Raw genomic sequence first — 21,757 nt, forward strand, 5'->3', positions numbered from 1 at the left:
CGCAAACGATACCGTATAGACAAAACAAAAAGGGGCCGAGGCCCCTTTTTGATTAGTTAACGCTGGTTTTACTGAAGGCAGACTGGAATGCCGCCACCAGTGCATCGTTTTTCGACTGGGTGAGCGGTTTGCCTTTCGGATCGATGAATTGCAGGCTGGTGCGGTTGTTGAGATCGCCGACCTGCAGCTTGTAATCCCCTTCCGCCAGTTCAGGATCCTTAACGCCCAACGCATCCCAATCGCTGCTGCTCAGGGACTTGTAGGTCACGGCGACGGTGCCCTGCGGACGGCTGCGGTCACCCACTTTCATCCCCAGTTTTTCGAGCGCCGGCGGCAGGCGATCCCACACAACGGTGTACGGGCCACGCACGACCAGCATCGGCAGGCCGGTGTCATCGGCGCCGCTCTGCACGTCCAGTGTGCCGAAGCGGCTGGCGGTCTGGCTGCTCGCCAGGTTGTCCTGCTTGTCCAGGCCTTCGATCAGGGTGTTGATCATCATGCCGTTGTAGCGCTGAATCTCAGATTGGTCGGTCACCTGCTCGCTCTTGCCCTGCTGCTGCAGGCCAACGCTTTTCACCACCAGCGCCTGCTGGTAGCCCTGCTGCTGCACGCTGATCTGATAACGGCCTTCGTACTGGTTGTCTTCGTCCAGACGGTTCCACTTCACCCAGTCGGTGGTCAGGGTCTGACCGGCGTCCTGGCGGGAAGCGATCGCGATGTTCTTCGCCTGCAGCAGGCTGACGACGCGCGACCACAGGTTCTGGTTCTGCGGGCTGTTTTCCAGCAGCAGCGTGCCGCTGTCGCCGGCGTATTGCGCACGTGAACCGCTCAGCAGCGCCAACGGCTGCACCGGCGGACGAATGTCCAGCTGCTTGCCGACGTTGCCTTGCAGCTTCGTGGCGGGAACGTCATAGTTGCCGCTCTGCACCGGCAGGATCATGCCGGACGGCGCGTTCAGCGCCTTGAGCGGAGCCGCGTCGAGGTAGGCCTCGTCGCCGCTGACCTGGCGCTTGTAGCGCTGATCGCTGCTGCAGGCTGCCAGCATCATCACCAAAGAGATGCCCACTACTTTTGCTACCGTCGACTTTTGCAATGAATAAGCCATCAAATTTCCCTTAGAGTTACAGCAAACCGACGCTTTTCAGCGCGCGCTCCACCACCGGGCGGGCGGTTTCACTCAACGGCGTCATCGGCAGACGCAGCGTATCGGTTGCCATCAATCCCAACGCCTTACAGGCCCACTTCACCGGAATTGGGTTTGCTTCTACAAATAGATCCTGATGCAACGGCATCAAGCGCTGATTTAAGCGGCGCGCTTCGGCAAACTTGCCCTGCGCCGCCAGCGCGCAAAGTTCCGCCATCTCGCGCGCGGCCACGTTGGCCGTCACGGAAATCACCCCTTTGCCGCCCAGTTGCATGAAGTCCAGCCCGCTGGCGTCGTCGCCGCTCAGCAAAATGAAATCTTCATCGTCAACCAGCACTTGGATCTGACTAACGCGACTTAAGTTCCCCGTCGCTTCTTTTACAGCAACAATATTCTTGATTTTCGCCAGCCGAGCGATGGTCGGCGGCAGCATGTCGCAACCGGTGCGCGAAGGCACGTTGTACAGGATCTGCGGCAGCTCGGTGCTCTCGGCGATCGCCTTGAAGTGCTGATACAGCCCTTCCTGCGTCGGCTTATTGTAGTACGGCGTCACCGTCAGACACCCCACCACGCCGGTGTTGGCGAAGCGGGTGGTGAGCGCGATGGCTTCGGCGGTAGCGTTGGCGCCAGTGCCGGCGATCACCGGGATGCGGCCGTCGGCCAGCTCCAGCGTCTGCAGCACCACGTCAACGTGCTCGTCATGGGCAAGCGTTGCGGACTCGCCGGTGGTCCCTACGGAAACGATCGCCGCGGTGCCACTGGCTACATGATAATCGATCAATTTTTTCAGGCTCGCGCGATCGACAGCACCTTTGTCGTCCATCGGCGTAACCAGTGCAACAATACTTCCCGTAAACATTGGCCGTCCCCTCCACAAACAAGTCACTCATGGTACTTTTGCTGCCTATCCAAAAGCAAGCGCACAACCGCGTTGTAAGCGCTTGGCAGGCGGTTTTTTTTATGTTTACCATGGTAACCCCAATAAGCACGACAGGAAGCGCTATTTTGCCTCAGTCAGACGAACACTATCTCGTGATTACCGCGCTCGGCGTCGACCGCCCCGGAATCGTCAATACCATCACCCGCCACGTCAGCAGTTGCGGATGCAATATCGAAGATAGCCGTCTGGCCATGCTGGGGGAGGAGTTCACGTTCATCATGCTGCTGTCCGGCAGCTGGAACGCCATCACCCTGATCGAATCCACCCTGCCGCAAAAAGGCGCGGAGCTGGATCTGCTGATCGTGATGAAGCGCACAAACTCGCACGAAAGGCCGCCGATGCCGGCCACGGTATGGGTGCAGGTGGAAGTCAAGGACTCGCCGCATATCATCGAACGCTTTACCGATTTGTTCGACTCCAGCCAGATGAATATCGCCGAGCTGGTCTCGCGCACGCAGCCGGCGGACGGCGACCTGCCACCGCAGCTGTATATCCAAATCACCGCCCACAGCTCCGGCGATCGGGATGCCTCAAATATTGAGCAAGCCTTCCATCGCCTATGTACAGAATTGAACGCGCAAGGCAGTATTAGCGTGGTGAACTATCCACAGCATGATGAGAAAGATGGAGAGTAGTGATGAGCCCATTGAAAGCCGGTGACACAGCGCCGAAATTTAGTTTGCCTGACCAGGACGGTGAGGAAATTAATTTGGCCGACTTCCAGGGACAGCGAGTATTGGTCTATTTCTATCCGAAGGCGATGACGCCGGGCTGCACCGTGCAAGCCTGCGGCCTGCGGGACAACATGGACGAATTGAAAAAGGTCGGCGTCGAAGTGCTGGGCATCAGCACCGACAAACCGGAAAAACTGTCGCGCTTCGCCGAAAAGGAGCTGCTCAACTTCACGCTGTTGTCTGATGAAGATCATCAGGTATCGCAACAGTTTGGCGTGTGGGGCGAGAAAACCTTCATGGGCAAGACCTACGACGGTATTCACCGCATCAGCTTCCTGATCGACGCCAACGGCAAGATTGAAAAAGTGTTTGATGATTTCAAAACCACCAATCACCACGACATCGTTCTGAGCTACCTGCAGCAGTAATTCTCACGAAGCGCAGCGGCCTGCTGCGCTTCGTTTCTTCCCTGTCAGCCGGCCTTGTCTTCCACCTCGACCCGCAGTTCATCGGGCCAGGCGTGAATCACCGCCTTCACCAGCGTCGCCAGCGGTATGGCGAAAAACACGCCCCAAAAGCCCCACATCCCGCCGAACACGATCACCGCCAGGATAATCACTAGCGGATGCAGGTTGACCGCTTCGGAGAACAAAATGGGCACCAACAGGTTGCCGTCCAACCCCTGTACCACCAGATAGGCGACGATCAGCGTCCAGAAATCGGCGCCGACGCCCCACTGGAACAGCGCCACCACCACCACCGGTATGGTGACCAGCACCGCGCCGATGTAGGGGATCAGCACCGAAAAGCCCACCAGCACCGCCAGCAGCAGCGAGTAGCGCATGTCCAGCACGGCGAACACCAGGTAGGTCGCCACACCGACAATCACCATCTCCAGCACCTTGCCGCGGATATAGTTGGTGATCTGCTGATTCATTTCGTTCCAGACCTGCCCCGCCAGGCCGCGATTGCGCGGCAGCACGCGGCGCACCGCGTTCAACAGTTGATCTTTGTCCTTCAGCAGGAAGAACATCATCATCGGCACCAGGATCAGGTAGATAGCCAACGTCAGCAGGCCGACCAGCGACGCCAGCGAGAATTTCACCACCGATTCGCCCATGCCGGACAGCCGGCTGCGCAGGTTTTCCGCCATCATGTCGATGATGCCGGCATCCACCAGCGCTGGATAACGCTTCGGCAGCGTCGCGGCGAAGTTATAGAACTGGTTGAGCATGCCCGGCAGATCGCTCATCAGATTGATGCCCTGCTGCCAAGCGGTCGGCGCGACGACAAACACCAGCAGCATGGCAACGCCCGCGAACACCAACAGCATGATGCTCGCCGCCCAGGTGCGCGAACAGCCGATGCGCTGCAGGCGCGCGGTCGGCCACTCCAGCAGGTACGCCAGCACGATGGCGACCAGCAACGGGGTCAGAATGCCGTGCAGAAAATAGAGAATGAGGAACCCGGCGACCAGGATCACCAGCAGCGCGATAGCCTGCGGATCGGTGAAGCGGCGGCGGTACCACTGTAATAACATCTCCAGCATCAGAGCGGGCTCCTCGAGATTTGGCGGGCGGGCATGGCGATTCCTGTGATGGGCCTGATTAAAGCATAGATAGAACGGGCGCACGCGAGGTGTGCAAAGCACTCAGAGTACTCAAAGTTCACCATACATCAACAGCGATTTGGCTGATTTTATCGCGCGGGCAGGCGATCGGCGCAAAAATCCGCAGACGCGGCGACAGGTTCGGTGAGCGGCCCCGAACGGGGCCGCGGAAGATTACAGCGAGGTACCGATAGAAAGGGGCGAACCGACTGCCAATGCGAACAACAACACACAGCCAATCGCGATCGCCGCCGCCAGATCATTTTTCATAGTCCCGTCCCCTGATACTTAAACTGGTTATCGTCACGAACTCTGTCGGTTCTTGCGTTGCGGCCTTTTCTGATGCACGTCATTAAAAACCCCCGCCGCAGCGGGGGAGAAAACGTTCTGGTGCATCAAGTGTTACAAGGAGGTCATGAGGGATTGCTAACCCTAAATGACTATTTCAAGCTAGGATTATTCTCAGAGCATGGCAAGCGATCGCGTCGAGGTTATCCGCACTTTGAGATAAACCTCATAAAAAAATCCCGCACGGCAGCGGGATGAAGGGATGATAACGTCATGAATTTTTTATGCGGACAATGAGGCGGTATTGTCGTCATTTGGCGACAATACCGCGCCGGCACGGTGGTCACAAGGGAAATTTGACCACGGTGAGGAAATCAGAATTTCGCCAATGCCCGCGGTCGTGCGCCAGTCAGCATCAACGAAAAAATGGGATTTTCATCAGACAGCCGTCGGGAAAAAACCGGTAGCATGGCCGATATCATCCCAAACGCCGTAGGGGGAAAGATGAACAGCAAACCGTGTGAATTTGATGAAGCCATCTGTCTGGCGATCGGGCGTGGCGTTTGCGAAGTCGTGAAGATAGGGGATGAAATCAGCGTCTTCTCCCTGTTGGAAGCGATCGAGAGCTTCATCGAACGGCAAGCGCTCAGCGAAAGCGAAATCGCGGCGGCGGACGACGCGCTGGATTTGATCACCGGTTTGGTCCGCCGCCAGTGCTGACACCCGTTACGAGGCGCAGCCGATGAGCCGTTGCTCTACCGTGACGCCGGGCATCATTTGCCGTAAACCGGCAATCAATTCGTCGCCCGCCTCGTGCAGCGCCGCCAACGGCATCGCCGGCAGGCTCTCCAGGATGAACCACATCCGCTCGGCCTCGGCGCTCAACCGGGTTCTGACCCCCTGGCGCCAGTTCCAGCGGCGGCAGGTCACGCCGCGATCGTCGCACCAAACAACTTCGCCCACCTCCGGCGATTCATGGATCACCGCCCCCTCCTTGACGGTATCGAACAGTTCGCTGCCATCCGCGACGATCAGCCGCGGCTCGCCGACATAGGCCGCGATATTCTCGCCCCCCACCGGCACCGCATAACGGATGCTGACGGCGTTATAGAGATCGACGACCGGATCGATGCTGGGCATCGTGCCGTCGCGCAGCGCGCGCTTGCGCAGGGCGTCGGCGGAACAGGGCGTACGCTTGGGTTTGGCGCCAAACTGCATGAAAACCTCGCGCCAGGCCGTGAGATGCGCCTCTGCCCAGGGTGCGTCTTCCTCGCCGAGGGCGCGACAGGCTTGCGCCAACGCTAACGCCCCCACGTCCGGATGGGCTATGGGAGCCGCAACCGCGGTAATGCTCAACGCCCGGAAACCGGGTGCCAGCGCAGCGACGGCCGGATCGATTGACGGATCGACTAAAATCATTAAATAATCCTATATTGACCATTTTATTGCATAATATTGACCGATGAACAAAAAAGTCAACAGACCGACCGAGTTTGGCGCCGACGTGCAAACCGTCAGCGAAGCGGTGTCACATCGCATCAAGCAACAGAGAAAAAGCCAAAAGCTATCGCTGGACGAACTGTCGCGCCGGGCGGGCGTCAGCAAGGGCATGCTGGTGGAGATCGAGAAAGGCGCCGCCAATCCCAGCATCGCCATCCTGTGCAAGCTCGCGGCGGCGCTGGGTCTCTCGGTGGCGGACATCGTCAACGTCACCCGCGCGCCCGCCGCCTACCTGATTGAAAGCCAAGATATTCCCACGCTGTGGCATGGCGATAGCGGCGGTTCGGCCCGTTTGCTGGCGGGCACCCAAGGCCCGAACATGATAGAACTGTGGCGGTGGGAAATGGCGCCCGGGGAATCCTATGCATCGGGCGGCCACCCGACGGGCACGTTTGAGCTGCTGCACGTTGAGCAAGGCGTCTTAAGCCTTGCCGTCGAACAAACCAAGCTCAGAATTGCGCCGGGCTGTTCGGCGGTCGCCAGAACGGACGGCCCGCACCGGTACGCCAACGAGGGCGAAGACACGCTGATTTTCACCATGACGGTCGCCGAACTGCACGCCTGAACGGCGGCCCTGACCTGAACGCTTTCACAGGAGAAGAATCATCATGACAACCCCTGCCGCACTTGTCTGGCAGCGTGCGGACTATCTCGTCAGCACCGATCCCGCCCTGCTTGATCTCGATGCCATCCACGCTTTTCTGACCCGTTCGTCATGGGCGGAGGGAATCGATAAAGAAACCGTTCGCCAGTCCCTCACCCACAGCCTGTGCTTCGGTTTGTATCACGAGGCCAGGCAGATCGGTTTCGCCCGGCTGGTCACCGATTACGCCACTTTCGGCTATCTGTGCGACGTGTACGTGTTGGAGACGCATCAAAAAAGCGGGCTGGGCCTGTGGCTGGCGGAATGCTGCCAGGCCCATCCGCTGATGGCGAAGCTGAGGCGAATCATGCTGGTCACCAGCACCGCCCCCTGGCTCTATGAGAAAGTGGGCTATTCGGCCATCAACCACCCCGACTTTGTCTGGCAGATCGCCCGGCCGGACATCTATCGACGGTAATGCTATTTCAGGGCCTGCTCGGCCAGCAGCCCGAGCGCGATGACGATCATCGCCGCGCCGGAGATGCGCCCCACTATCTTCGCAGCCTGCGGGCGCGTGCGCAGTACCGACTGCGAACCGAATCCCACCAGCAGATACACCAGGCCGCAGCTGATCAAATGCACGACGCCCAACGCCAGCATCTGCATCGGCACCGACCATTCGGCTCGGGCGTCGGTAAACTGCGGCAGCAGCGCCAGAAACAGCAGAAACACCTTGGGGTTCAAGCCGCTGACGCACACGCCCTTGCCGGCCCAGCGCAGCCAGGAATCGGAACGCTGATCTTCACCGGCGCCGGGCACTGGCGGGTGCAGCAGCATGTTGAAACCGATCCACAACAGATAAGCCGCCCCCAACAGGGTGAGCGCCGTCAGCGCCAGCGGGTTGCCGACCAGCAGCGCGCCGACGCCCGCCACCACAATCGCAATCATCAGCAGATGGCCGAACAGCAAGCCGGCGACGGCGGGCACCACCACCCGGCCGCGAATGCCCGCCGAGATCACATAGGCCCAATCCATACCCGGCGTGATCACCAACAAAATCGACACCGCCCAAAAAGCGGCGAACAGAGCGAGCGTCATGCCGGCGCCCTCTCAGACGCGCCACGCCACACCAAACAGAGAACCATTGCCTTTCCTCGTGGAAGAAGAACGGCCTCCGCCTGCCGCGGTGGCCGTCAAAACCGTTCAACAGATGGCAAGAATATCCTCAAGGCGTTAAAATGTGCTTTCAATTACTTGCCTGAAATCGGCATAAGCAGGGAAATTTTTCCAAATGGATAAGATTGATCGCAAGATTCTTGCTGAACTGCAGGTCGATGGCCGTTTGTCGGTAACCGAGCTGGCCGAGCGGATCGGTTTGAGCGTGTCTCCCTGCCACCGCCGGGTGCGGGCATTAGAGGAGTCCGGGGTGATCAGGGGTTACCGCGCCCAGCTCGACCCCGGCAGCCTCGGCTATAACTTTTCCGCCCTGGTGTTCGTCACCATGCGCGAAGGCGATCGCCGCGCCGTTGAAACCTTCGAAAACGCCATGGTGGACATTCCGCAGGTGGTGCAGGCACAGCGGCTGTTTGGCGATCCCGACTATCTGCTGCACGTGATCGCCCGCGATCTGCCCGCCTTCCAGCAGCTTTACGACGAGAAACTCTCCGCTCTGCCGGGCGTGCAGCGCCTGAGCTCCACGCTGGTGATGAAAACCGTGGTGCCGGAGCGCTCGTTCCTGCCGCTGGGCAAATGACGACGGGAGCGTTACCGCTCCCGTTTTCTCTTTTCTTTAAGGCACAATCACGAAATCCGGATTGGCGACGGCAAACAGCGCCTCGCGATCCGCCGCCGGTGGGTAAATCCACTGCGTGTTGATCTCCTGCTTAATCTTTTTGCCTTCCTCACGGGTAAAGCGCACCTGGCGCTCCCAGCCTTCGGTATACAGCGCGCCCCAGGGGCCCAGATCCAGACAGGTCACATACTTCGGCTGGCTGTAAGGGTGCGCCGGCAAGCCCGTCAGCTCCGCCGCCGCATTGTGGCCGGCCACGCGGCCAAGGCTCAGCGCATGCTGGCAGGTCATCAGGTTGTGGTTACCGAGATCGTCTGTCGCCGCCTTCACCGTATCGCCGGTCACGAAAATGCCCGCCGCCGCCGGCGCGCGCAGGAAGGCGTCGCCGATCACCCGGCCGCTGCCGTCGCGCTCGCCGGGGATCTGCTCGGTCAGCGGATGCGCTCGCACGCCCGCCGCCAGGATCACCGTGTTGGCGGCGATGCGCTCACCGTTCGACAGCATCACCCCCTCGGCGTCGATGGCCGAGACGCGCAGGCCGGCCCGCGCTTCCACGCCGCACTCCGCCAACGCCTGGCGTATCACCGCCCCCGGCTCCGCCCCCATCCCGGCGCCCACTTCCGGGGCGGTATCGACGATCACCACGCGCACGTTCTCGTCTTTGCCCAGCGCATCCCGCAGCCGCTGCGGCATCTCCGCCGCGCTCTCCAGCCCGGTCAGCCCCGCGCCCACCACCACGGCGGTGTTGCGCGCCGGCGTCGAGGGTTTGGCCGCCAGCGCGTTGATATGGGCGCCCAAACGCTGTGCGCTTTCCAGCGTATCGACGTTGAAGCCGTATTCGGCAAAGCCCGGCACCGCAGGCACGGACAGCCGGCTGCCGGTGGCCCACACCAAACGATCGTAGGCCAACTCAAGGGGTTCCCCCGTCGCCTGCGCCACCGTGAGCGTTTTAGCAGCGGCATCGATACGCTCTACCGTCCCGGCCAGGTGGCGCACACCGACGACAGCGAGCTGCGCGGAAATGTCCGGGTTCATGTTTTCCAGCACGGCCTCATACAGGCGTGGCCGGATGGTAACGGTTGGCGTCGGTGAAACCATGAGCACCTCGATATCGTCATGCTTACCGGCAAGGGTAATGGCGCGCATGGCGGACACGGCGGCCCAAAAACCGGCAAAACCGGAACCGGCAATCACTATTTTCTGCGTCATGGGATGACTCCTTCATACAGGGTTAACCGGGCGACAAGGCTGCCCGCAGTTTTTTCGGATGAACGATGCCGTCCCGCTCCCGTAACAGGGTGCAGAAGGCCCGCCCGCCCCTTCCGAAGAGGCGGGAAAAAGTGTGTTTCGTTTTAAGGAAAGGCGGTGGTTAGGTCTTGGCGCGCGCCGTTTTGCCGCTGCGCGCGGTGCGTTCCGTCATGCGCTCGTCGAGCCAGAGGTTGACCTCGCCGAAGAAGCCTTGCGGCGCTTTGCGGCCAAAACGGGCGGCGACGGCACCGAGAGTCTGCGCCGCCAGCGCATCGCGCATCGCCTTCTCCGCCTGCAGCATCACCGCATGGATAGCGCATTTGCCGGAGACCGCCCAATCCGGCGGGGAGTCATCGAACACCGCGCAGCGCCCGCGCACCTCCTGGCAATCGAACAGCGGCTTGTGCCCTTCGATGGCGTCGATGATCGCCAGAAAACTGATCTCATCCGCCGGGCGCGCCAGCCGGTAGCCGCCACGCACTCCTTCGCTGGCGGCGACGATCCCCGCCTTTTCCAGCTTGGGGAAAATCTTGGCTAGAAAGCTGGGGGAGATGCCCTGCAACTCGGCGAGTTCGCGGCTGCTGAGCGCCCGCTGGTTATCGCCGACCAGCCACAGCAGGCAGTGGATGCCATATTCAACGCTGGTTGTGATGTACGCCATATGTCCGTTTTCAACCGTCAATGAATCTTCAATAACGCAGACTATATGAGTCTGCGTTTATCTTGTCAATAAAACGCGGATCAACTTTGTCCGTGTTTTATTGACAATGCAGGCCACCGGCGACGCAGAAAACGCCCTTCGAAATGAAAAATAAAACTTTTTTGCCCGATTCGCGCCCGGCTAACGTTTCCTTGTTGCCAACGGCTGACTATGATGTGATGGGCACCGCCGCCGCGGTTTGTGAGCCGCCGCACTTTCACGCGGATTGCGCCGTGGGAATAAAGAACTCTTGTCTGCTGCTGACGTCTTAGAAATGATTATTTAAGGGAAACGCCTGACTATGACCAACCGGTTGACCAAAACCGCGTTAGCGGTGCTGCTGCTCGGCACGCTGAACGCCACCGCCCTGGCGCCAGCACAGGCGGAAAGCCAGGACCAGTTGCCGGATATGGGCACCTCCGCCGGCGGCACCCTGAGCATCGGACAAGAACTGGCGATGGGCGATTTTTACGTGCGCCAACTGCGCGCCAGCGCCCCGCTGATCAACGATCCGCTGCTAATCCAATACATCAATCAGCTGGGCAACCGGCTGGTGGCCAGCGCCTATTCGGTGCGCACGCCGTTCCATTTCTATCTGGTGCGCAACGACGAAATCAACGCCTTCGCCTTCTTCGGCGGCAACGTGGTGCTGCATTCCGCCCTGTTCCGCGTCAGCGACAACGAAAGCCAGCTGGCTTCGGTGCTAGCGCACGAAATCTCGCACGTCACCCAGCGCCACCTGGCGCGCGCCATGGAAGATCAGCAGCGCAACGCCCCGTTGACCTGGGTGGGCGCGCTTGGTTCCATCCTGCTGGCGATGGCCAACCCGACCATGGGCATGGCGGCGCTGAGCGGCACCATGGCCGGCACCCAGCAAGGCATGATCAGCTTTACCCAATCGAACGAACAGGAAGCCGATCGCATCGGCATTCAGGTGCTGCAGCGCGCCGGTTTCGATCCGGAAGCGATGCCCGACTTCCTGCAGAAACTCTCGGATCAGTCGCGCTACGCCTCCAAACCGCCGGAAATGCTGCTAACGCACCCGTTGCCGGACAGCCGCCTCTCCGACGCACGCAACCGCGCCAACCAGATGCCGAAACACATCGTGCAGTCCTCGCAGGATTACCTGATGGCCAAAGTGCGCGCACTGGGCATGTACAGTTCGGAAGGCTATGGCCTGAACGAAGAACTGCTCGGCTCGCTCAGCAAGGGCAACGTGCGCGAACAGGCGGCCGCCAAATACGGCCGCGCCATCCTGTTCTATGAAGCGAAAAAATACGACGACGCGCGCAATATCATTCAACCGATGCTGGCGCAGGATGCGAAAAACGTCTGGCTGATCGACCTGATGACCGACATCGATCTCGGCCAGAAACGCGCGCCGCAGGCCATCGCCCGCCTGCAGGCGGCCAACGCCGCCCAAAGCAACAATCCGGTGCTGCAGCTCAACCTGGCCAACGCCTATGTCGAAGGCAACCAGCCGGCGCAGGCGTCGAAGATCCTGAACCGCTACACCTTTGCCCATCCGGACGATCCGAACGGCTGGGATCTGCTGGCGCAGGCCAGCGCCGCACAAGGGCTGCGCGATGAAGAGCTGTCGGCCCGTGCCGAAAGCCTGGCGCTGAACGGCCGGCTCGATCAGGCCATCGGCCTGCTCAGCAATGCCAGCTCGCTGCAAAAACTCGGCAGCCTAAAACAGGCGCGCTACGATGCGCGCATCGACCAGCTGCGCCAACTGCAACAGCGCTTCCGCCAATACCAACGCAGCTGATTCAACAAGGAATGAACGTCATGAAAAACGTCACGATTTACCACAACCCGCGCTGCTCCAAGAGCCGTGAAACCCTGGCGCTGCTGGAACAGCACGGCGTCGCTCCCAAGGTGGTGCTGTACCTCGAAACGCCCCCTACGGTCGATGAGCTGAAAAAGCTGTTGAAGGAACTGGGCTTCACATCCGCGCGCGAGCTGATGCGCAAAAAAGAAGATCTGTACAAGGAATTGAAGCTGGCGGACGACAGCCTGAGCGAAGAGCAGCTGCTGGCGGCAATGACGACGAACCCGAAACTGATCGAACGCCCGATCGTGGTAAAAGGCAGCAAGGCGCGCATCGGCCGACCGCCGGAGCAGGTGCTGGAGATTTTGTAATCGTCCGGAAAGTCTGTTATTGAACCGCAAAATACCAATAGCCCTGAACAGGGCTATTTTTAATTGTTTGTTATATAAATACTTTTCATCATACCAGTCTTCTTCTACTGCTATGCTGCGCAAACGCCAAATCTCTCGGTGAAACAGCCGTTGACAATCGTCAACACCCCACCTACCCTGAGCGCATCACTGGACGAGCGATGAAAAAACACCCAGGCAAGCACATTCAGGCGGCATTAGCTTACGCCCTTTCTCAGGGTTGGTATTTTCGGCCCAGTAAGGGGCACGCATTTGGTCGGCTACATTGCGCCTTTGTCGGGCACCAAGAACATATGGTGAGCATCTGGAGCACGCCAAAAAACCCAGAGGTACATGCCAAACAGATTCGGCGCAAGGTCGATCACTGCCTGGCGCGGTCGCAGAAAAAATAACCGGAGAATCACCATGACGCTTTATCATTTCGCATTGACGCTGGGCGGGGTCACTGCCGATACCGCCGGGCTGGAGGATGCGCTGTATGCGGCGGGATGCGATGACGCGCTGATCTGTTTCTACGGTAAAGCCGTTTACCTGGAATTCGATCGAGAAAGCGATAACTTTGCGCACGCGATTTGCAGCGCCATCAGCGATATCGAGTCTGCAACTATTAGCGCCAAGGTGATATCGGTGGACTCCAGCCTGGTAGGGTTAAGCGATATTGCCGAGCTCACTGAACTGTCACGTCAGGCGATCGCCATGCTAAAAGACAGGACTCGCGGCCCCGGCGGCTTCCCTTCCCCCATTCAACGGCTCGGCGGAGCCTCACCGCTATGGCGTTGGGCTGACGTGGCGGCCTGGTTGGCACAGCAGGGGAAAATCGACCCACGGCTTGCAGACAATGCGCAGTGTCTGGAATACATCAATCTCGCTTTGCAACTGCGAAGCGATCGGCAACGCCAGCAGGTTGAGCATTATTGCACCCTGCTGGAACATGCAGAAAAACAGGCTTGATGGCTCGTTACAGCCCCAGGATCTCTTTAACGAACGGGATGGTCAGCTTGCGCTGGGCGGTGATCGAGGCGCGATCGAGCTGATCGAGAGTCATAAACAGCGTGCGCATCTCGCGATCCAGCCGTTTCAACAGGAAGCGGCCCACGTCTTCCGGCAGCTCGAAGCCGCGCAGTTTGCCGCGCAGCTGCAGCGCCAGCAGTTTCTCTTCGTCCGACAGCGGCTGCAGCTTGTAGATCTGCCCCCAGTCCAGGCGCGAAGCCAGATCCGGCAAACGCAGGTTCAGCTGACGCGGCGGGCGATCCCCGGTGATGAACAACCGGGTGCGGCCGGTTTCCAGGATGCGGTTGTAGAGGTTGAAGATCGCCATCTCCCACTCTTCGTCGCCGGCGATGCATTCGATATTGTCGATGCAGACCAGCGCCAGCTGCTCCATGCCGTCCAACACTTCAGGCACGAAGTAAGCGCGCTTGTCGAGCGGCACATAGCCCACCGCTTCGCCTTTCTGCGAAAGCTCGGCGCAGGCCGCATGCAGCAGGTGGCTGCGCCCGCCGCCTTCACGCGACCAGAAATAGATATAGCTGCCATGTTCCTGACGGACGGCGGATTGGATCGCGGCTAATAGGGATGGGTTCTCGCCCGGATAAAAACTGGCGAAAGTTTCATCATCGGGAAGATAAAGTGGCAGTGAAAGCTGTGCCGGCGTATTCAGAGAAGCACCTCAACCAAAACTGGCAGAAAAACGTGGGCAGTTTAACACAGAAAACGGGCGCTGTTGAACCGGCAGGATCTTATGCCGCAATAGTGAACAATGCCTAAGCGCCGCTTGATCGGCGGCGGCACCCGTCGAGGCAAGAATTATCCGATATCATTCCCTAACTCCATGCCTGCGCAGGTTAAATTTGTAATTTAAGTAAAATCTGACCTAGTATAGGTAGGCTAAATGCAATCACCATCAACAAGGTTTCTGCAAGGATATAGACGATGAAAGTATGGAATAAAGTGCTGTTGGCCTCCTTTATCGGGTTGTTGGTTGCCGGCTGTGATGACTCGTCCAAGGTTGACGCCAACCTGGATAAAGCCAAAGACAGCGCCGAGCAGATGAAAGACGCCGCCCAGAAAAAAGCGGACGATCTGACGGACAAAGCGAAAGCGACGGCGGATGAAATCAAAAAAGAGGCCGCCACTCAGGCGGATCAGCTGAAAGACAAAGCTTCGGCGATTAAAGAAGACGCCGCCAAGCAGGCGGACGCCATCACCAACGACGCCAAGGCCAAAGCCGCCGCGATCAAAGACGACGCAGGTAAACAGAGCCAGCAGTTGGTGGATCAGGCCAAGGCCATCAAAAACGACGCCATCAACGGCGCCAACGATCTGACCGAGCAGGCCAAGGCGAAGACCGAAGCCATCAAGAACAGCGCCGAAAACAAAGCGCAAGAGTTGAAACAAGAGACCGATGCGGCGGTGAACGGCAATACTCAGCCGGCCACCCAGCAGTAAGCTATTCTCAGCCACCAAAGAAAGGAGCAGTAAATGGGGATTATTTCCTGGATTATCTTCGGCCTGATCGCCGGTATTTTGGCTAAGTGGATCATGCCCGGCAAAGACGGCGGCGGCTTTATTCTGACCGTCGTGCTGGGGATCATCGGCGCCGTGGTCGGCGGCTATATCAGCACCTTCTTCGGCTACGGCAAGGTTGACGGCTTCAACTTCGGCAGCTTCGTGGTGGCGGTTATCGGCGCCATCGTGGTGCTGTTCGTGTACCGCAAAATTCGCAGCTAAGGCGAATGCCATAAGTCAAAAGGGCAGCCCCTGGGCTGCCCTTTTCGTTACTTCTGCTCCGCCGATTCGTCCGGCGCGTCAAGCACCTCTTCTTCCTTGCGGAACAGGCTGATGACCTTGAACAGCAGGCTCAGGCCGATCCCCACGATGGTCGCCAGCGCCATGCCTTTCAGCTCCGCCGCGCCGATGTGCACCTTGGCGCCGCTCACGCCGATGATCAGGATCACCGAGGTTAAAATCAGGTTCTGCGCTTTGTTATAATCCACTTTGGATTCGATCAGCACGCGAATGCCCGAAGCGCCGATCACACCGTACAGCAGCAGGGAAACGCCGCCCATCACCGGCACCGGCACCGCCTGGATCGCCGCCGCCAGCTTACCGATGCAGGACAACAGGATCGCCAGCACCGCCGCACCGCCGATCACCCAGGTGCTGTAGACCTTGGTGATGGCCATCACGCCGATGTTCTCGCCATAGGTGGTGTTCGGCGTGGAGCCGAAGAAGCCGGAGAACACCGTCGAGATGCCATTTGCGAACATCGAGCGGTGCAGGCCCGGATCGCGGATCAGGTCTTTTTTCACGATGTTGGCGGTCACCACCAGGTGGCCGACGTGCTCGGCGATCACCACCAGCGCCGCCGGCAGAATGGTGAAGATGGCGAACCACTCAAAGCGCGGGGTGTAGAAGGTCGGCAGCGCGAACCAGTGCGCCTCGCGGATCGGGGTCAAATCCACCACGCCCATGAAGAACGACAGCGCATAGCCCACCAGCACGCCGATCAGGATCGGGATAATCGCCAGGAAGCCGCGGAACAGCACTGAACCGAGCACCGTGACCGCCAGCGTCACCAGCGAAATGGTGATGGTGGTCGAGTCGGCGCTGGTGCCTTCCGCCGGCAGCAGCCCCGCCATGTTGGCCGCTACGCCCGCCAGCTCCAGCCCGATGACGGCGACGATCGCCCCCATCGCCGCCGGCGGGAACATCACGTCCAGCCAGCCGGTGCCGGCCTTTTTCACGATCAGCGCCACCAGGCAGAACAGCACGCCGCACATGATGAAACCGCCCAACGCCACTTCGTAACCGAGCGGCAACAGCAGCAGCACCGGCGAGATAAACGCGAAGCTGGAGCCGAGGTAGGCCGGGATCTTGCCTTTACAGATGAACAGATACAGCAGCGTGCCTATGCCGTTGAACAACAGCACGGTCGCCGGGTTGATCTTGAACAGGATAGGCACCAGCACGGTGGCGCCGAACATGGCGAACAGGTGCTGGAAGCTGAGCGGAATGGTCTGGAGCAGCGGCGGGCGCTCGCTGACGCCGATGGCGCGACGGGTCATGTGTGCTTTTCCTCGGTTTATTGGTTTTATAGGTTTTAGTCAAAAAAAAGCCGACTCGTTAAGTCGGCTCAAATGTTTACTTAGTACCAAATATCTTGTCGCCCGCATCGCCCAGGCCAGGCACGATGTAGCCCTTGTCGTTCAGACACTGATCGATGGAGGCGGTGTACAGCTCAACGTCCGGATGCGCTTTCTCCAGCGCGGCGATGCCTTCCGGCGCTGCGACCAGGACCAGCACCTTGATGCTGTGGCAGCCGGCTTTCTTCAGCAGATCGATAGTGGCGATCATCGAACCGCCGGTGGCCAGCATCGGGTCGACGACCAACGCCATGCGCTCTTCGATGTTGGAAACCAGCTTCTGGAAGTACGGCACCGGCTCCAGGGTTTCTTCGTCGCGGTATACGCCCACCACGCTGATGCGCGCGCTCGGCACGTGCTCCAGCACCCCTTCCATCATGCCCAGACCTGCGCGCAGGATTGGCACTACGGTAATCTTTTTCCCTTTGATCTGATCCACTTCAACTGGCCCGCACCAGCCTTCGATGGTGACTTTTTCCGTCTCCAGATCGGCGGTCGCTTCATAGGTCAGTAAACTACCCACTTCTGAGGCCAGCTCACGGAAGCGTTTGGTGCTGATGTCATTTTCACGCATCAGGCCAAGCTTGTGTTTTACCAGCGGGTGTTTCACCTCAACGATCTTCATCATTTTTCTCCTATTAAGGTGGTTGCGGCCAAAAAAATCGCGGGATTATACCTCCTTTTTTTCGCCGCGCCACCCACAATAGCCCGATCGGGATCAACAAAAGTTTGAATATCAGTATAGATGACGAAAAAGCGGAGCCGGTTCACAAGCCGCTCGCAAACGTTTGCCTGCGCTGTTAGAATTGCCGCGCCTTATTCCGGAATCAACATCGGAAGCACAGTTTTCAAACCGCAAATCGTCGTGGGGAATCGCGCAGTGACCGACAAAACCTCTCTCAGCTATAAAGACGCAGGTGTCGATATCGATGCAGGCAACGCATTGGTAGATCGCATCAAAGGTGTAGTTAAACAGACCCGTCGCCCGGAAGTGATGGGCGGTCTGGGCGGGTTTGGCGCCCTGTGTGCGTTGCCGCAGAAATACCGCGAGCCGGTGCTGGTTTCCGGTACCGACGGCGTGGGCACCAAGCTGCGTCTGGCGATGGATCTGAAACGCCACGACACCATCGGCATCGATCTGGTGGCGATGTGCGTCAACGATCTGGTGGTTCAGGGCGCCGAGCCACTGTTCTTCCTCGACTACTACGCGACCGGCAAGCTGGACGTGGACACCGCGGCCAGCGTGATCACCGGCATCGCCGAGGGCTGCAAACAGTCTGGCTGTGCGCTGGTGGGCGGCGAAACCGCTGAAATGCCGGGCATGTACCACGGCGAAGACTACGACGTGGCCGGTTTCTGCGTCGGCGTGGTCGAAAAATCCGAGATCATCGACGGCAGCAAAGTGCAGTCCGGCGACGCGCTGATCGCCCTGGGCGCTTCCGGCCCACACTCCAACGGCTACTCGCTGGTGCGCAAAATCCTGGAAGTGAGCAACACCGATCCGACCGCCACTCAGTTGGAAGGCAAGCCGCTGGCCGACCACCTGCTGGCGCCGACCAAAATTTACGTGAAGTCCGTGCTGGAGCTGATCGAGAAGGTTGACGTCCACGCCATCGCTCACCTCACCGGCGGCGGCTTCTGGGAAAACATTCCGCGCGTGCTGCCGGAAGGCATGCAGGCGGTGATCGACGAAGCCAGCTGGCAGTGGCCGGCGGTGTTCACCTGGCTGCAGCAGGCCGGTAACGTCAGCCGTCATGAAATGTATCGCACCTTCAACTGCGGCGTAGGCATGGTCATCGCCCTGCCGGAAGCCGAAGTGGAAGCGGCCATCGCGCTGCTGACCGCGGCAGGTGAAAAAGCGTGGAAAATCGGTAAACTGACCGCCTCTTCCGACGAACAACAAGTGGTCATCAACTGATGAAAAAGATCGTGGTGTTGGTCTCCGGCCAGGGGAGCAATCTCCAGGCGCTGATTGACGCCTGCCAGCAGGGCCGCATCGCCGCTGAAATCGTGGCGGTGTTCAGCAACAAGGCGCAGGCTTATGGCCTGCAACGCGCCGAAGCGGCGGGCATCGCCGCCCAGGCGCTGGATGCCAAGGCCTACGCCGATCGCACGGCGTTCGACGCCGCGTTGGCGGACGCCATCGACCAGCACCAGCCCGATCTGGTGGTGCTGGCCGGCTACATGCGCATCCTCAGCCCGCAGTTCGTGCAGCGTTATGCCGGCCGCATGCTGAACATCCACCCTTCCCTGCTGCCGAAATACCCGGGTCTGCATACCCACCGTCAGGCCATCGACAACGGCGACAGCGAACACGGCACCTCGGTGCACTTCGTGACCGAACAGCTCGACGGCGGCCCGGTGATTTTACAGGCCAAGGTGCCGATTTTCGCTGACGACGAAGAGGATGACGTGGTTGAACGGGTGCAAACCCAAGAACACACGATCTATCCGCTGGTGGTGAGCTGGTTCGTCGACGGTCGCCTGGCGATGCGCGATGGCGCCGCCTGGCTGGACGGCGAACGCCTGCCTGAGCAGGGTCACGCCGCCGACTGATGCGCGCAGCCTGAACCTTGCCTAAACGGCGCCCACGCGGCGCCGTTTTTTTTCGCCTTCATCCATTCTGTGAAGTTATACTTTGCACAATTTCACGGCACAGAGGAGCCCACATGTCCAGCACTGCCAGCGTCAGGTTACGCCCATTGGAACGGGACGATCTGTCGTTCGTCCACCAGATGGACAACAACGCCAGCGTCATGCGCTATTGGTTTGAAGAACCCTACGAAGCCTTTGTCGAGCTTTCCGATCTCTACGACAAACACATCCACGATCAGAGTGAGCGCCGCTTTATCATCGAGCACGAAGGCGCCAAGGTCGGCCTGGTAGAGCTGGTGGAGATCGATCACATCCACCGCCGCGCTGAGTTCCAGATCATCATCGATCCTGCCCACCAGGGCAAAGGCTACGCCAGCACCGCCGCCCGTCTGGCGATGGACTACGGTTTCTCGGTGCTGAACCTGTACAAGCTGTACCTGATCGTCGACAAGGAGAACCCGAAGGCGATCCACATCTACAGCAAGCTGGGCTTCAACGTGGAAGGCGAACTGATCGACGAGTTCTTCGTCAACGGCGAATACCGCACCGTGCTGCGCATGTGCATCTTCCAGCCGCAATACCTGGCGAAGTTCAAAACGCCCAATGATAAGCCGCTGGTGAAGTGACAATTCGCGAGAAAAAAGAGAAAACCCGCCCAGGCGGGTTTTCTCTTGGGAAATAAGCAGCTAGTATTAAGGCATATTATTTTATCGTCAGGAAATAGCCTGATGAATACGAAAATAAATAATATTTCCCAAGATAATTAATCGAACAATAATTAATAGTGATAATAAGAGTTACCCTCTGCCTCTACAAAGGAAAAATGCCATGACGACCGTCTCAAACCTGCTGCTTTTTATCGGCCTGGCGATGCTCGCCATCGCCGCCGGCCTGAATACCTATAGCGGCTACGCCTCCGCAGATCCCAATAGCACCCCGCTGTTTTCCTCACTCTGGTGGACGCGTTGGTTCCCGCTCTATGCCTCAGGGGCTGCGTTGCTGCTGGTGGGGGTAGTGTTGCGGGTTTCGGGGCGGGGACGTTAAAAACAGAAAACGGCTCCGAAGAGCCGTTTCCATACGTGGGTCAACAGCCTTCATAAACGGTATCAGGTGCCTATTTTATGATGCATAGCATGTTGCGGAAATAGGGGGTTAATCCATGTCCTAACTTATTGCCTTGATAATATTCTGCACGATAGGTTTGACAGCTGCTGTCAATTTTTCATTGTCAATAGTGAAGATTAAAAGCTCAATGTCGCTTTCCGCATCAAGTAGCATCTGTCGTAACCATTTTTCCTCTATCGCTACAATACTGTCACCTGCGTTATTTATTTCTGATTGAATTTCAGCCACAGGTAGTTTTCCTTCTAAAAAGGCCACACAGGAAAAACTAAGCTTTTTAATTACATCGGGATAAATCCACCCACTCATTTTTCACTCCTGCGAAGGATTGTGATTATTATGTTACCATGGTTTTCAGTAACCACACCAATGTCACCAACCCGATAAATTGTCCTTTGAATATCATTAGATATGCTTGTTTCAGTAACACCTATTTTAATTACATACTCAACTATATTGGACGAAACGGTTTTTCCAGGTCCAATGGTTCCTGCCGAGGAGCCTAAGCTTGTTGCTTACATTCGGTCAACGGCATGTTGAGAGTAAAGACGATCACCTATACGTGCATATTGATGTCCATCAACTGTTTTTATCGAGAACCTGACCGTTATCCGCAATCAAATTAGCTCCCTCGGCCTGAACCTGGCTGCCGATGTTCGCCAGCAGCGCATTGGTCAGGTTGTCTTTGAAGCTGCCGCCGTTGATGGTGGTGTTGAGGCTCGAGCTGATGACCGACTGGCCGGCCACGCGCTGCGCAATCTTGCTCCAGTAGCCATTGCTCAGCTGCGGCAGTTTGACGTTGTTCGGGTTAAGCGGTTTGCCCGCCGCGCCTATCGGCGTTTGTATGGCATACAAAATCAAGAGAAAACGGCTCCGAGGAGCCATTTCTGTGTGCAGATCAAGTCCAATCTTCATAGCCGCTGTCATGGATCCAGACGATACCGCCGGGGCATTCCTCTGTCAGAAACCAGAATCCGTCGAAGGCTTCGCATGTGGAGTCCTCATCGAAACTTTATTTCAATTCTCTTTTTAACCTTTCCTTGCAGAACCTCTAGGCTTTCGTTACCAATAATATCAACAATCCAACGAGCGGTACTTTTCGCGGAGTTAGCTTGGGCAACTAGAGGGATTAATGGAACCTATTAATCCCCTACTAGCTGCCGCAGGGTTCCGACCTCGCAGGGCTGCCGGCCCCCTTACCGATGGGTATCCTTTTTAACTGCAGCAGGCACCTCC

At 58.5% G+C, this 21,757-nt stretch carries 28 protein-coding genes and 1 pseudogene; 16 read left to right on the forward strand and 13 right to left on the reverse strand.

Annotated features, from left to right (window positions below):
• Positions 1 to 52: 52 nt before the first annotated feature.
• Both bamC and dapA read right to left on the reverse strand, forming a co-directional pair.
• Complete coding sequence (bamC, locus tag GUC32_RS18135; RefSeq protein ID WP_197832441.1) at positions 53 to 1,105, reverse strand: outer membrane protein assembly factor BamC; 1,053 nt, start codon at positions 1,103 to 1,105, stop codon at positions 53 to 55.
• A gap of 16 nt (positions 1,106 to 1,121) precedes the next feature.
• Entirely contained in the window at positions 1,122 to 2,003 is an 882-nt protein-coding gene (dapA, locus tag GUC32_RS18140; protein WP_033644005.1) for a 4-hydroxy-tetrahydrodipicolinate synthase, read from the reverse strand.
• A gap of 146 nt (positions 2,004 to 2,149) precedes the next feature.
• Here dapA and GUC32_RS18145 point away from each other — a divergent pair, with 146 nt between their 5' ends.
• Together GUC32_RS18145 and bcp are read left to right on the forward strand one after the other, a co-directional pair.
• On the forward strand, positions 2,150 to 2,719 hold the full coding sequence (locus GUC32_RS18145; protein WP_197832440.1) for a glycine cleavage system transcriptional repressor: 570 nt from the start codon (positions 2,150 to 2,152) through the stop codon (positions 2,717 to 2,719).
• Positions 2,720 to 2,721: 2 nt separating this feature from the next.
• Positions 2,722 to 3,186, forward strand: a complete 465-nt coding sequence (gene bcp / locus GUC32_RS18150; RefSeq protein ID WP_025303830.1) for a thioredoxin-dependent thiol peroxidase — start codon at positions 2,722 to 2,724, stop codon at positions 3,184 to 3,186.
• Positions 3,187 to 3,230: 44 nt separating this feature from the next.
• On the opposite strand, the gene GUC32_RS18155 is transcribed toward bcp, so the two are convergent.
• Positions 3,231 to 4,307: an AI-2E family transporter gene (locus GUC32_RS18155; protein WP_025303831.1), complete on the reverse strand. Its 1,077-nt coding sequence runs from the start codon at positions 4,305 to 4,307 to the stop codon at positions 3,231 to 3,233.
• A gap of 852 nt (positions 4,308 to 5,159) precedes the next feature.
• Here GUC32_RS18155 and GUC32_RS18160 point away from each other — a divergent pair.
• Positions 5,160 to 5,375, forward strand: a complete 216-nt coding sequence (locus tag GUC32_RS18160) for a hypothetical protein (protein WP_025303832.1) — start codon at positions 5,160 to 5,162, stop codon at positions 5,373 to 5,375.
• Between the two features lie 6 nt (positions 5,376 to 5,381).
• On the opposite strand, the gene GUC32_RS18165 is transcribed toward GUC32_RS18160, so the two are convergent.
• Positions 5,382 to 6,074: a B3/4 domain-containing protein gene (locus tag GUC32_RS18165; RefSeq protein ID WP_025303833.1), complete on the reverse strand. Its 693-nt coding sequence runs from the start codon at positions 6,072 to 6,074 to the stop codon at positions 5,382 to 5,384.
• Between the two features lie 43 nt (positions 6,075 to 6,117).
• On the opposite strand from GUC32_RS18165, the gene GUC32_RS18170 reads away from it, so the two are divergent.
• Together GUC32_RS18170 and GUC32_RS18175 are read left to right on the forward strand one after the other, a co-directional pair.
• Complete coding sequence (locus GUC32_RS18170) at positions 6,118 to 6,720, forward strand: helix-turn-helix domain-containing protein (RefSeq protein ID WP_043140438.1); 603 nt, start codon at positions 6,118 to 6,120, stop codon at positions 6,718 to 6,720.
• Between the two features lie 43 nt (positions 6,721 to 6,763).
• On the forward strand, positions 6,764 to 7,216 hold the full coding sequence (locus tag GUC32_RS18175) for a GNAT family N-acetyltransferase (protein WP_060448084.1): 453 nt from the start codon (positions 6,764 to 6,766) through the stop codon (positions 7,214 to 7,216).
• A gap of 2 nt (positions 7,217 to 7,218) precedes the next feature.
• Here GUC32_RS18175 and GUC32_RS18180 read toward each other — a convergent pair whose 3' ends face one another.
• Complete coding sequence (locus tag GUC32_RS18180; RefSeq protein ID WP_025303836.1) at positions 7,219 to 7,836, reverse strand: LysE family translocator; 618 nt, start codon at positions 7,834 to 7,836, stop codon at positions 7,219 to 7,221.
• A gap of 193 nt (positions 7,837 to 8,029) precedes the next feature.
• Between GUC32_RS18180 and GUC32_RS18185 the strand changes: the two genes are divergently transcribed.
• Complete coding sequence (locus GUC32_RS18185; RefSeq protein ID WP_019452433.1) at positions 8,030 to 8,491, forward strand: Lrp/AsnC family transcriptional regulator; 462 nt, start codon at positions 8,030 to 8,032, stop codon at positions 8,489 to 8,491.
• A 36-nt stretch (positions 8,492 to 8,527) separates the two neighbouring features.
• Here the strand turns inward: GUC32_RS18185 and GUC32_RS18190 are convergent, their stop codons facing one another.
• Together GUC32_RS18190 and GUC32_RS18195 are read right to left on the reverse strand one after the other, a co-directional pair.
• Positions 8,528 to 9,736 (reverse strand): NAD(P)/FAD-dependent oxidoreductase, encoded by a 1,209-nt coding sequence (locus tag GUC32_RS18190; RefSeq protein WP_025303837.1) that lies wholly within the window; start codon positions 9,734 to 9,736, stop codon positions 8,528 to 8,530.
• A gap of 160 nt (positions 9,737 to 9,896) precedes the next feature.
• Positions 9,897 to 10,436 (reverse strand): Rrf2 family transcriptional regulator, encoded by a 540-nt coding sequence (locus GUC32_RS18195; RefSeq protein ID WP_025303838.1) that lies wholly within the window; start codon positions 10,434 to 10,436, stop codon positions 9,897 to 9,899.
• A 340-nt stretch (positions 10,437 to 10,776) separates the two neighbouring features.
• On the opposite strand from GUC32_RS18195, the gene GUC32_RS18200 reads away from it, so the two are divergent.
• The 4 genes from GUC32_RS18200 to GUC32_RS18215 all read left to right on the forward strand — a co-directional run bounded on the left by GUC32_RS18200 (position 10,777) and on the right by GUC32_RS18215 (position 13,610).
• On the forward strand, positions 10,777 to 12,246 hold the full coding sequence (locus GUC32_RS18200; RefSeq protein ID WP_025303839.1) for a M48 family metallopeptidase: 1,470 nt from the start codon (positions 10,777 to 10,779) through the stop codon (positions 12,244 to 12,246).
• A gap of 20 nt (positions 12,247 to 12,266) precedes the next feature.
• A complete protein-coding gene (gene arsC, locus GUC32_RS18205) occupies positions 12,267 to 12,620 on the forward strand; it encodes an arsenate reductase (glutaredoxin) (RefSeq protein WP_351165786.1) in 354 nt (117 codons plus the stop codon).
• 200 nt (positions 12,621 to 12,820) lie between these two features.
• Positions 12,821 to 13,051: a hypothetical protein gene (locus GUC32_RS18210; RefSeq protein ID WP_369435364.1), complete on the forward strand. Its 231-nt coding sequence runs from the start codon at positions 12,821 to 12,823 to the stop codon at positions 13,049 to 13,051.
• A gap of 13 nt (positions 13,052 to 13,064) precedes the next feature.
• Positions 13,065 to 13,610 carry a helix-turn-helix transcriptional regulator gene (locus GUC32_RS18215; RefSeq protein ID WP_369435365.1) on the forward strand — a complete coding sequence of 182 codons (546 nt, stop codon included), beginning with the start codon at positions 13,065 to 13,067 and terminating at the stop codon, positions 13,608 to 13,610.
• Between the two features lie 7 nt (positions 13,611 to 13,617).
• On the opposite strand, the gene hda is transcribed toward GUC32_RS18215, so the two are convergent.
• A complete protein-coding gene (gene hda / locus GUC32_RS18220; RefSeq protein ID WP_025159568.1) occupies positions 13,618 to 14,319 on the reverse strand; it encodes a DnaA inactivator Hda in 702 nt (233 codons plus the stop codon).
• Between the two features lie 272 nt (positions 14,320 to 14,591).
• On the opposite strand from hda, the gene GUC32_RS18225 reads away from it, so the two are divergent.
• Together GUC32_RS18225 and GUC32_RS18230 are read left to right on the forward strand one after the other, a co-directional pair.
• The gene (locus tag GUC32_RS18225; RefSeq protein WP_016926729.1) at positions 14,592 to 15,107 is read left to right on the forward strand and encodes a hypothetical protein; all 516 of its coding nucleotides are present in this window, start codon (positions 14,592 to 14,594) and stop codon (positions 15,105 to 15,107) included.
• A gap of 33 nt (positions 15,108 to 15,140) precedes the next feature.
• Complete coding sequence (locus GUC32_RS18230; RefSeq protein ID WP_016926728.1) at positions 15,141 to 15,389, forward strand: GlsB/YeaQ/YmgE family stress response membrane protein; 249 nt, start codon at positions 15,141 to 15,143, stop codon at positions 15,387 to 15,389.
• A 47-nt stretch (positions 15,390 to 15,436) separates the two neighbouring features.
• Here GUC32_RS18230 and uraA read toward each other — a convergent pair whose 3' ends face one another.
• Together uraA and upp are read right to left on the reverse strand one after the other, a co-directional pair.
• Complete coding sequence (gene uraA, locus GUC32_RS18235) at positions 15,437 to 16,726, reverse strand: uracil permease (protein ID WP_016926727.1); 1,290 nt, start codon at positions 16,724 to 16,726, stop codon at positions 15,437 to 15,439.
• Positions 16,727 to 16,802: 76 nt separating this feature from the next.
• Positions 16,803 to 17,429, reverse strand: coding sequence for a uracil phosphoribosyltransferase (gene upp / locus GUC32_RS18240; protein WP_004941642.1), 627 nt, complete (start codon positions 17,427 to 17,429; stop codon positions 16,803 to 16,805).
• Positions 17,430 to 17,684: 255 nt separating this feature from the next.
• Between upp and purM the strand changes: the two genes are divergently transcribed.
• From purM to GUC32_RS18260, 4 genes are all read left to right on the forward strand, one after another.
• A complete protein-coding gene (purM, locus tag GUC32_RS18245) occupies positions 17,685 to 18,722 on the forward strand; it encodes a phosphoribosylformylglycinamidine cyclo-ligase (protein WP_016926726.1) in 1,038 nt (345 codons plus the stop codon).
• Entirely contained in the window at positions 18,722 to 19,360 is a 639-nt protein-coding gene (gene purN / locus GUC32_RS18250; protein ID WP_021504400.1) for a phosphoribosylglycinamide formyltransferase, read from the forward strand. The genes purM and purN overlap by 1 nt, the downstream gene beginning before the upstream one ends.
• A gap of 113 nt (positions 19,361 to 19,473) precedes the next feature.
• Positions 19,474 to 20,025: a spermidine N1-acetyltransferase gene (gene speG, locus GUC32_RS18255; RefSeq protein WP_004941631.1), complete on the forward strand. Its 552-nt coding sequence runs from the start codon at positions 19,474 to 19,476 to the stop codon at positions 20,023 to 20,025.
• A gap of 202 nt (positions 20,026 to 20,227) precedes the next feature.
• Positions 20,228 to 20,443 carry a hypothetical protein gene (locus GUC32_RS18260; protein ID WP_043140451.1) on the forward strand — a complete coding sequence of 72 codons (216 nt, stop codon included), beginning with the start codon at positions 20,228 to 20,230 and terminating at the stop codon, positions 20,441 to 20,443.
• Positions 20,444 to 20,563: 120 nt separating this feature from the next.
• On the opposite strand, the gene GUC32_RS18265 is transcribed toward GUC32_RS18260, so the two are convergent.
• The 3 genes and pseudogenes from GUC32_RS18265 to GUC32_RS18275 form a co-directional block, all read right to left on the reverse strand.
• Positions 20,564 to 20,830 (reverse strand): hypothetical protein, encoded by a 267-nt coding sequence (locus GUC32_RS18265; protein ID WP_060434423.1) that lies wholly within the window; start codon positions 20,828 to 20,830, stop codon positions 20,564 to 20,566.
• A 270-nt stretch (positions 20,831 to 21,100) separates the two neighbouring features.
• The gene (locus GUC32_RS18270) at positions 21,101 to 21,382 is read right to left on the reverse strand and encodes a DUF637 domain-containing protein (RefSeq protein ID WP_060448087.1); all 282 of its coding nucleotides are present in this window, start codon (positions 21,380 to 21,382) and stop codon (positions 21,101 to 21,103) included.
• Positions 21,383 to 21,419: 37 nt separating this feature from the next.
• Positions 21,420 to 21,509 (reverse strand): annotated as a pseudogene (locus GUC32_RS18275) (DUF596 domain-containing protein); the annotation flags it as partial.
• Positions 21,510 to 21,757: the final 248 nt, after the last annotated feature.

This window comes from Serratia sp. NGAS9 (genome assembly GCF_009905295.1).
GTDB classification, from domain to species: domain Bacteria; phylum Pseudomonadota; class Gammaproteobacteria; order Enterobacterales; family Enterobacteriaceae; genus Serratia; species Serratia bockelmannii.

Coding starts and splice junctions, on each gene's coding strand:
- bamC (WP_197832441.1), bottom strand. CDS start 1,105: ATGGCTTATTCATTGCAAAAGTCGACGGTAGCAAAAGTAGTGGGCATC.
- dapA (WP_033644005.1), bottom strand. CDS start 2,003: ATGTTTACGGGAAGTATTGTTGCACTGGTTACGCCGATGGACGACAAA.
- bcp (WP_025303830.1), top strand. CDS start 2,722: ATGAGCCCATTGAAAGCCGGTGACACAGCGCCGAAATTTAGTTTGCCT.
- GUC32_RS18155 (WP_025303831.1), bottom strand. CDS start 4,307: ATGCTGGAGATGTTATTACAGTGGTACCGCCGCCGCTTCACCGATCCG.
- GUC32_RS18160 (WP_025303832.1), top strand. CDS start 5,160: ATGAACAGCAAACCGTGTGAATTTGATGAAGCCATCTGTCTGGCGATC.
- GUC32_RS18165 (WP_025303833.1), bottom strand. CDS start 6,074: ATGATTTTAGTCGATCCGTCAATCGATCCGGCCGTCGCTGCGCTGGCA.
- GUC32_RS18170 (WP_043140438.1), top strand. CDS start 6,118: ATGAACAAAAAAGTCAACAGACCGACCGAGTTTGGCGCCGACGTGCAA.
- GUC32_RS18175 (WP_060448084.1), top strand. CDS start 6,764: ATGACAACCCCTGCCGCACTTGTCTGGCAGCGTGCGGACTATCTCGTC.
- GUC32_RS18180 (WP_025303836.1), bottom strand. CDS start 7,836: ATGACGCTCGCTCTGTTCGCCGCTTTTTGGGCGGTGTCGATTTTGTTG.
- GUC32_RS18185 (WP_019452433.1), top strand. CDS start 8,030: ATGGATAAGATTGATCGCAAGATTCTTGCTGAACTGCAGGTCGATGGC.
- GUC32_RS18190 (WP_025303837.1), bottom strand. CDS start 9,736: ATGACGCAGAAAATAGTGATTGCCGGTTCCGGTTTTGCCGGTTTTTGG.
- GUC32_RS18195 (WP_025303838.1), bottom strand. CDS start 10,436: ATGGCGTACATCACAACCAGCGTTGAATATGGCATCCACTGCCTGCTG.
- GUC32_RS18200 (WP_025303839.1), top strand. CDS start 10,777: ATGACCAACCGGTTGACCAAAACCGCGTTAGCGGTGCTGCTGCTCGGC.
- arsC (WP_351165786.1), top strand. CDS start 12,267: ATGAAAAACGTCACGATTTACCACAACCCGCGCTGCTCCAAGAGCCGT.
- GUC32_RS18210 (WP_369435364.1), top strand. CDS start 12,821: ATGAAAAAACACCCAGGCAAGCACATTCAGGCGGCATTAGCTTACGCC.
- GUC32_RS18215 (WP_369435365.1), top strand. CDS start 13,065: ATGACGCTTTATCATTTCGCATTGACGCTGGGCGGGGTCACTGCCGAT.
- GUC32_RS18225 (WP_016926729.1), top strand. CDS start 14,592: ATGAAAGTATGGAATAAAGTGCTGTTGGCCTCCTTTATCGGGTTGTTG.
- GUC32_RS18230 (WP_016926728.1), top strand. CDS start 15,141: ATGGGGATTATTTCCTGGATTATCTTCGGCCTGATCGCCGGTATTTTG.
- uraA (WP_016926727.1), bottom strand. CDS start 16,726: ATGACCCGTCGCGCCATCGGCGTCAGCGAGCGCCCGCCGCTGCTCCAG.
- upp (WP_004941642.1), bottom strand. CDS start 17,429: ATGAAGATCGTTGAGGTGAAACACCCGCTGGTAAAACACAAGCTTGGC.
- purN (WP_021504400.1), top strand. CDS start 18,722: ATGAAAAAGATCGTGGTGTTGGTCTCCGGCCAGGGGAGCAATCTCCAG.
- speG (WP_004941631.1), top strand. CDS start 19,474: ATGTCCAGCACTGCCAGCGTCAGGTTACGCCCATTGGAACGGGACGAT.
- GUC32_RS18260 (WP_043140451.1), top strand. CDS start 20,228: ATGACGACCGTCTCAAACCTGCTGCTTTTTATCGGCCTGGCGATGCTC.
- GUC32_RS18265 (WP_060434423.1), bottom strand. CDS start 20,830: ATGAGTGGGTGGATTTATCCCGATGTAATTAAAAAGCTTAGTTTTTCC.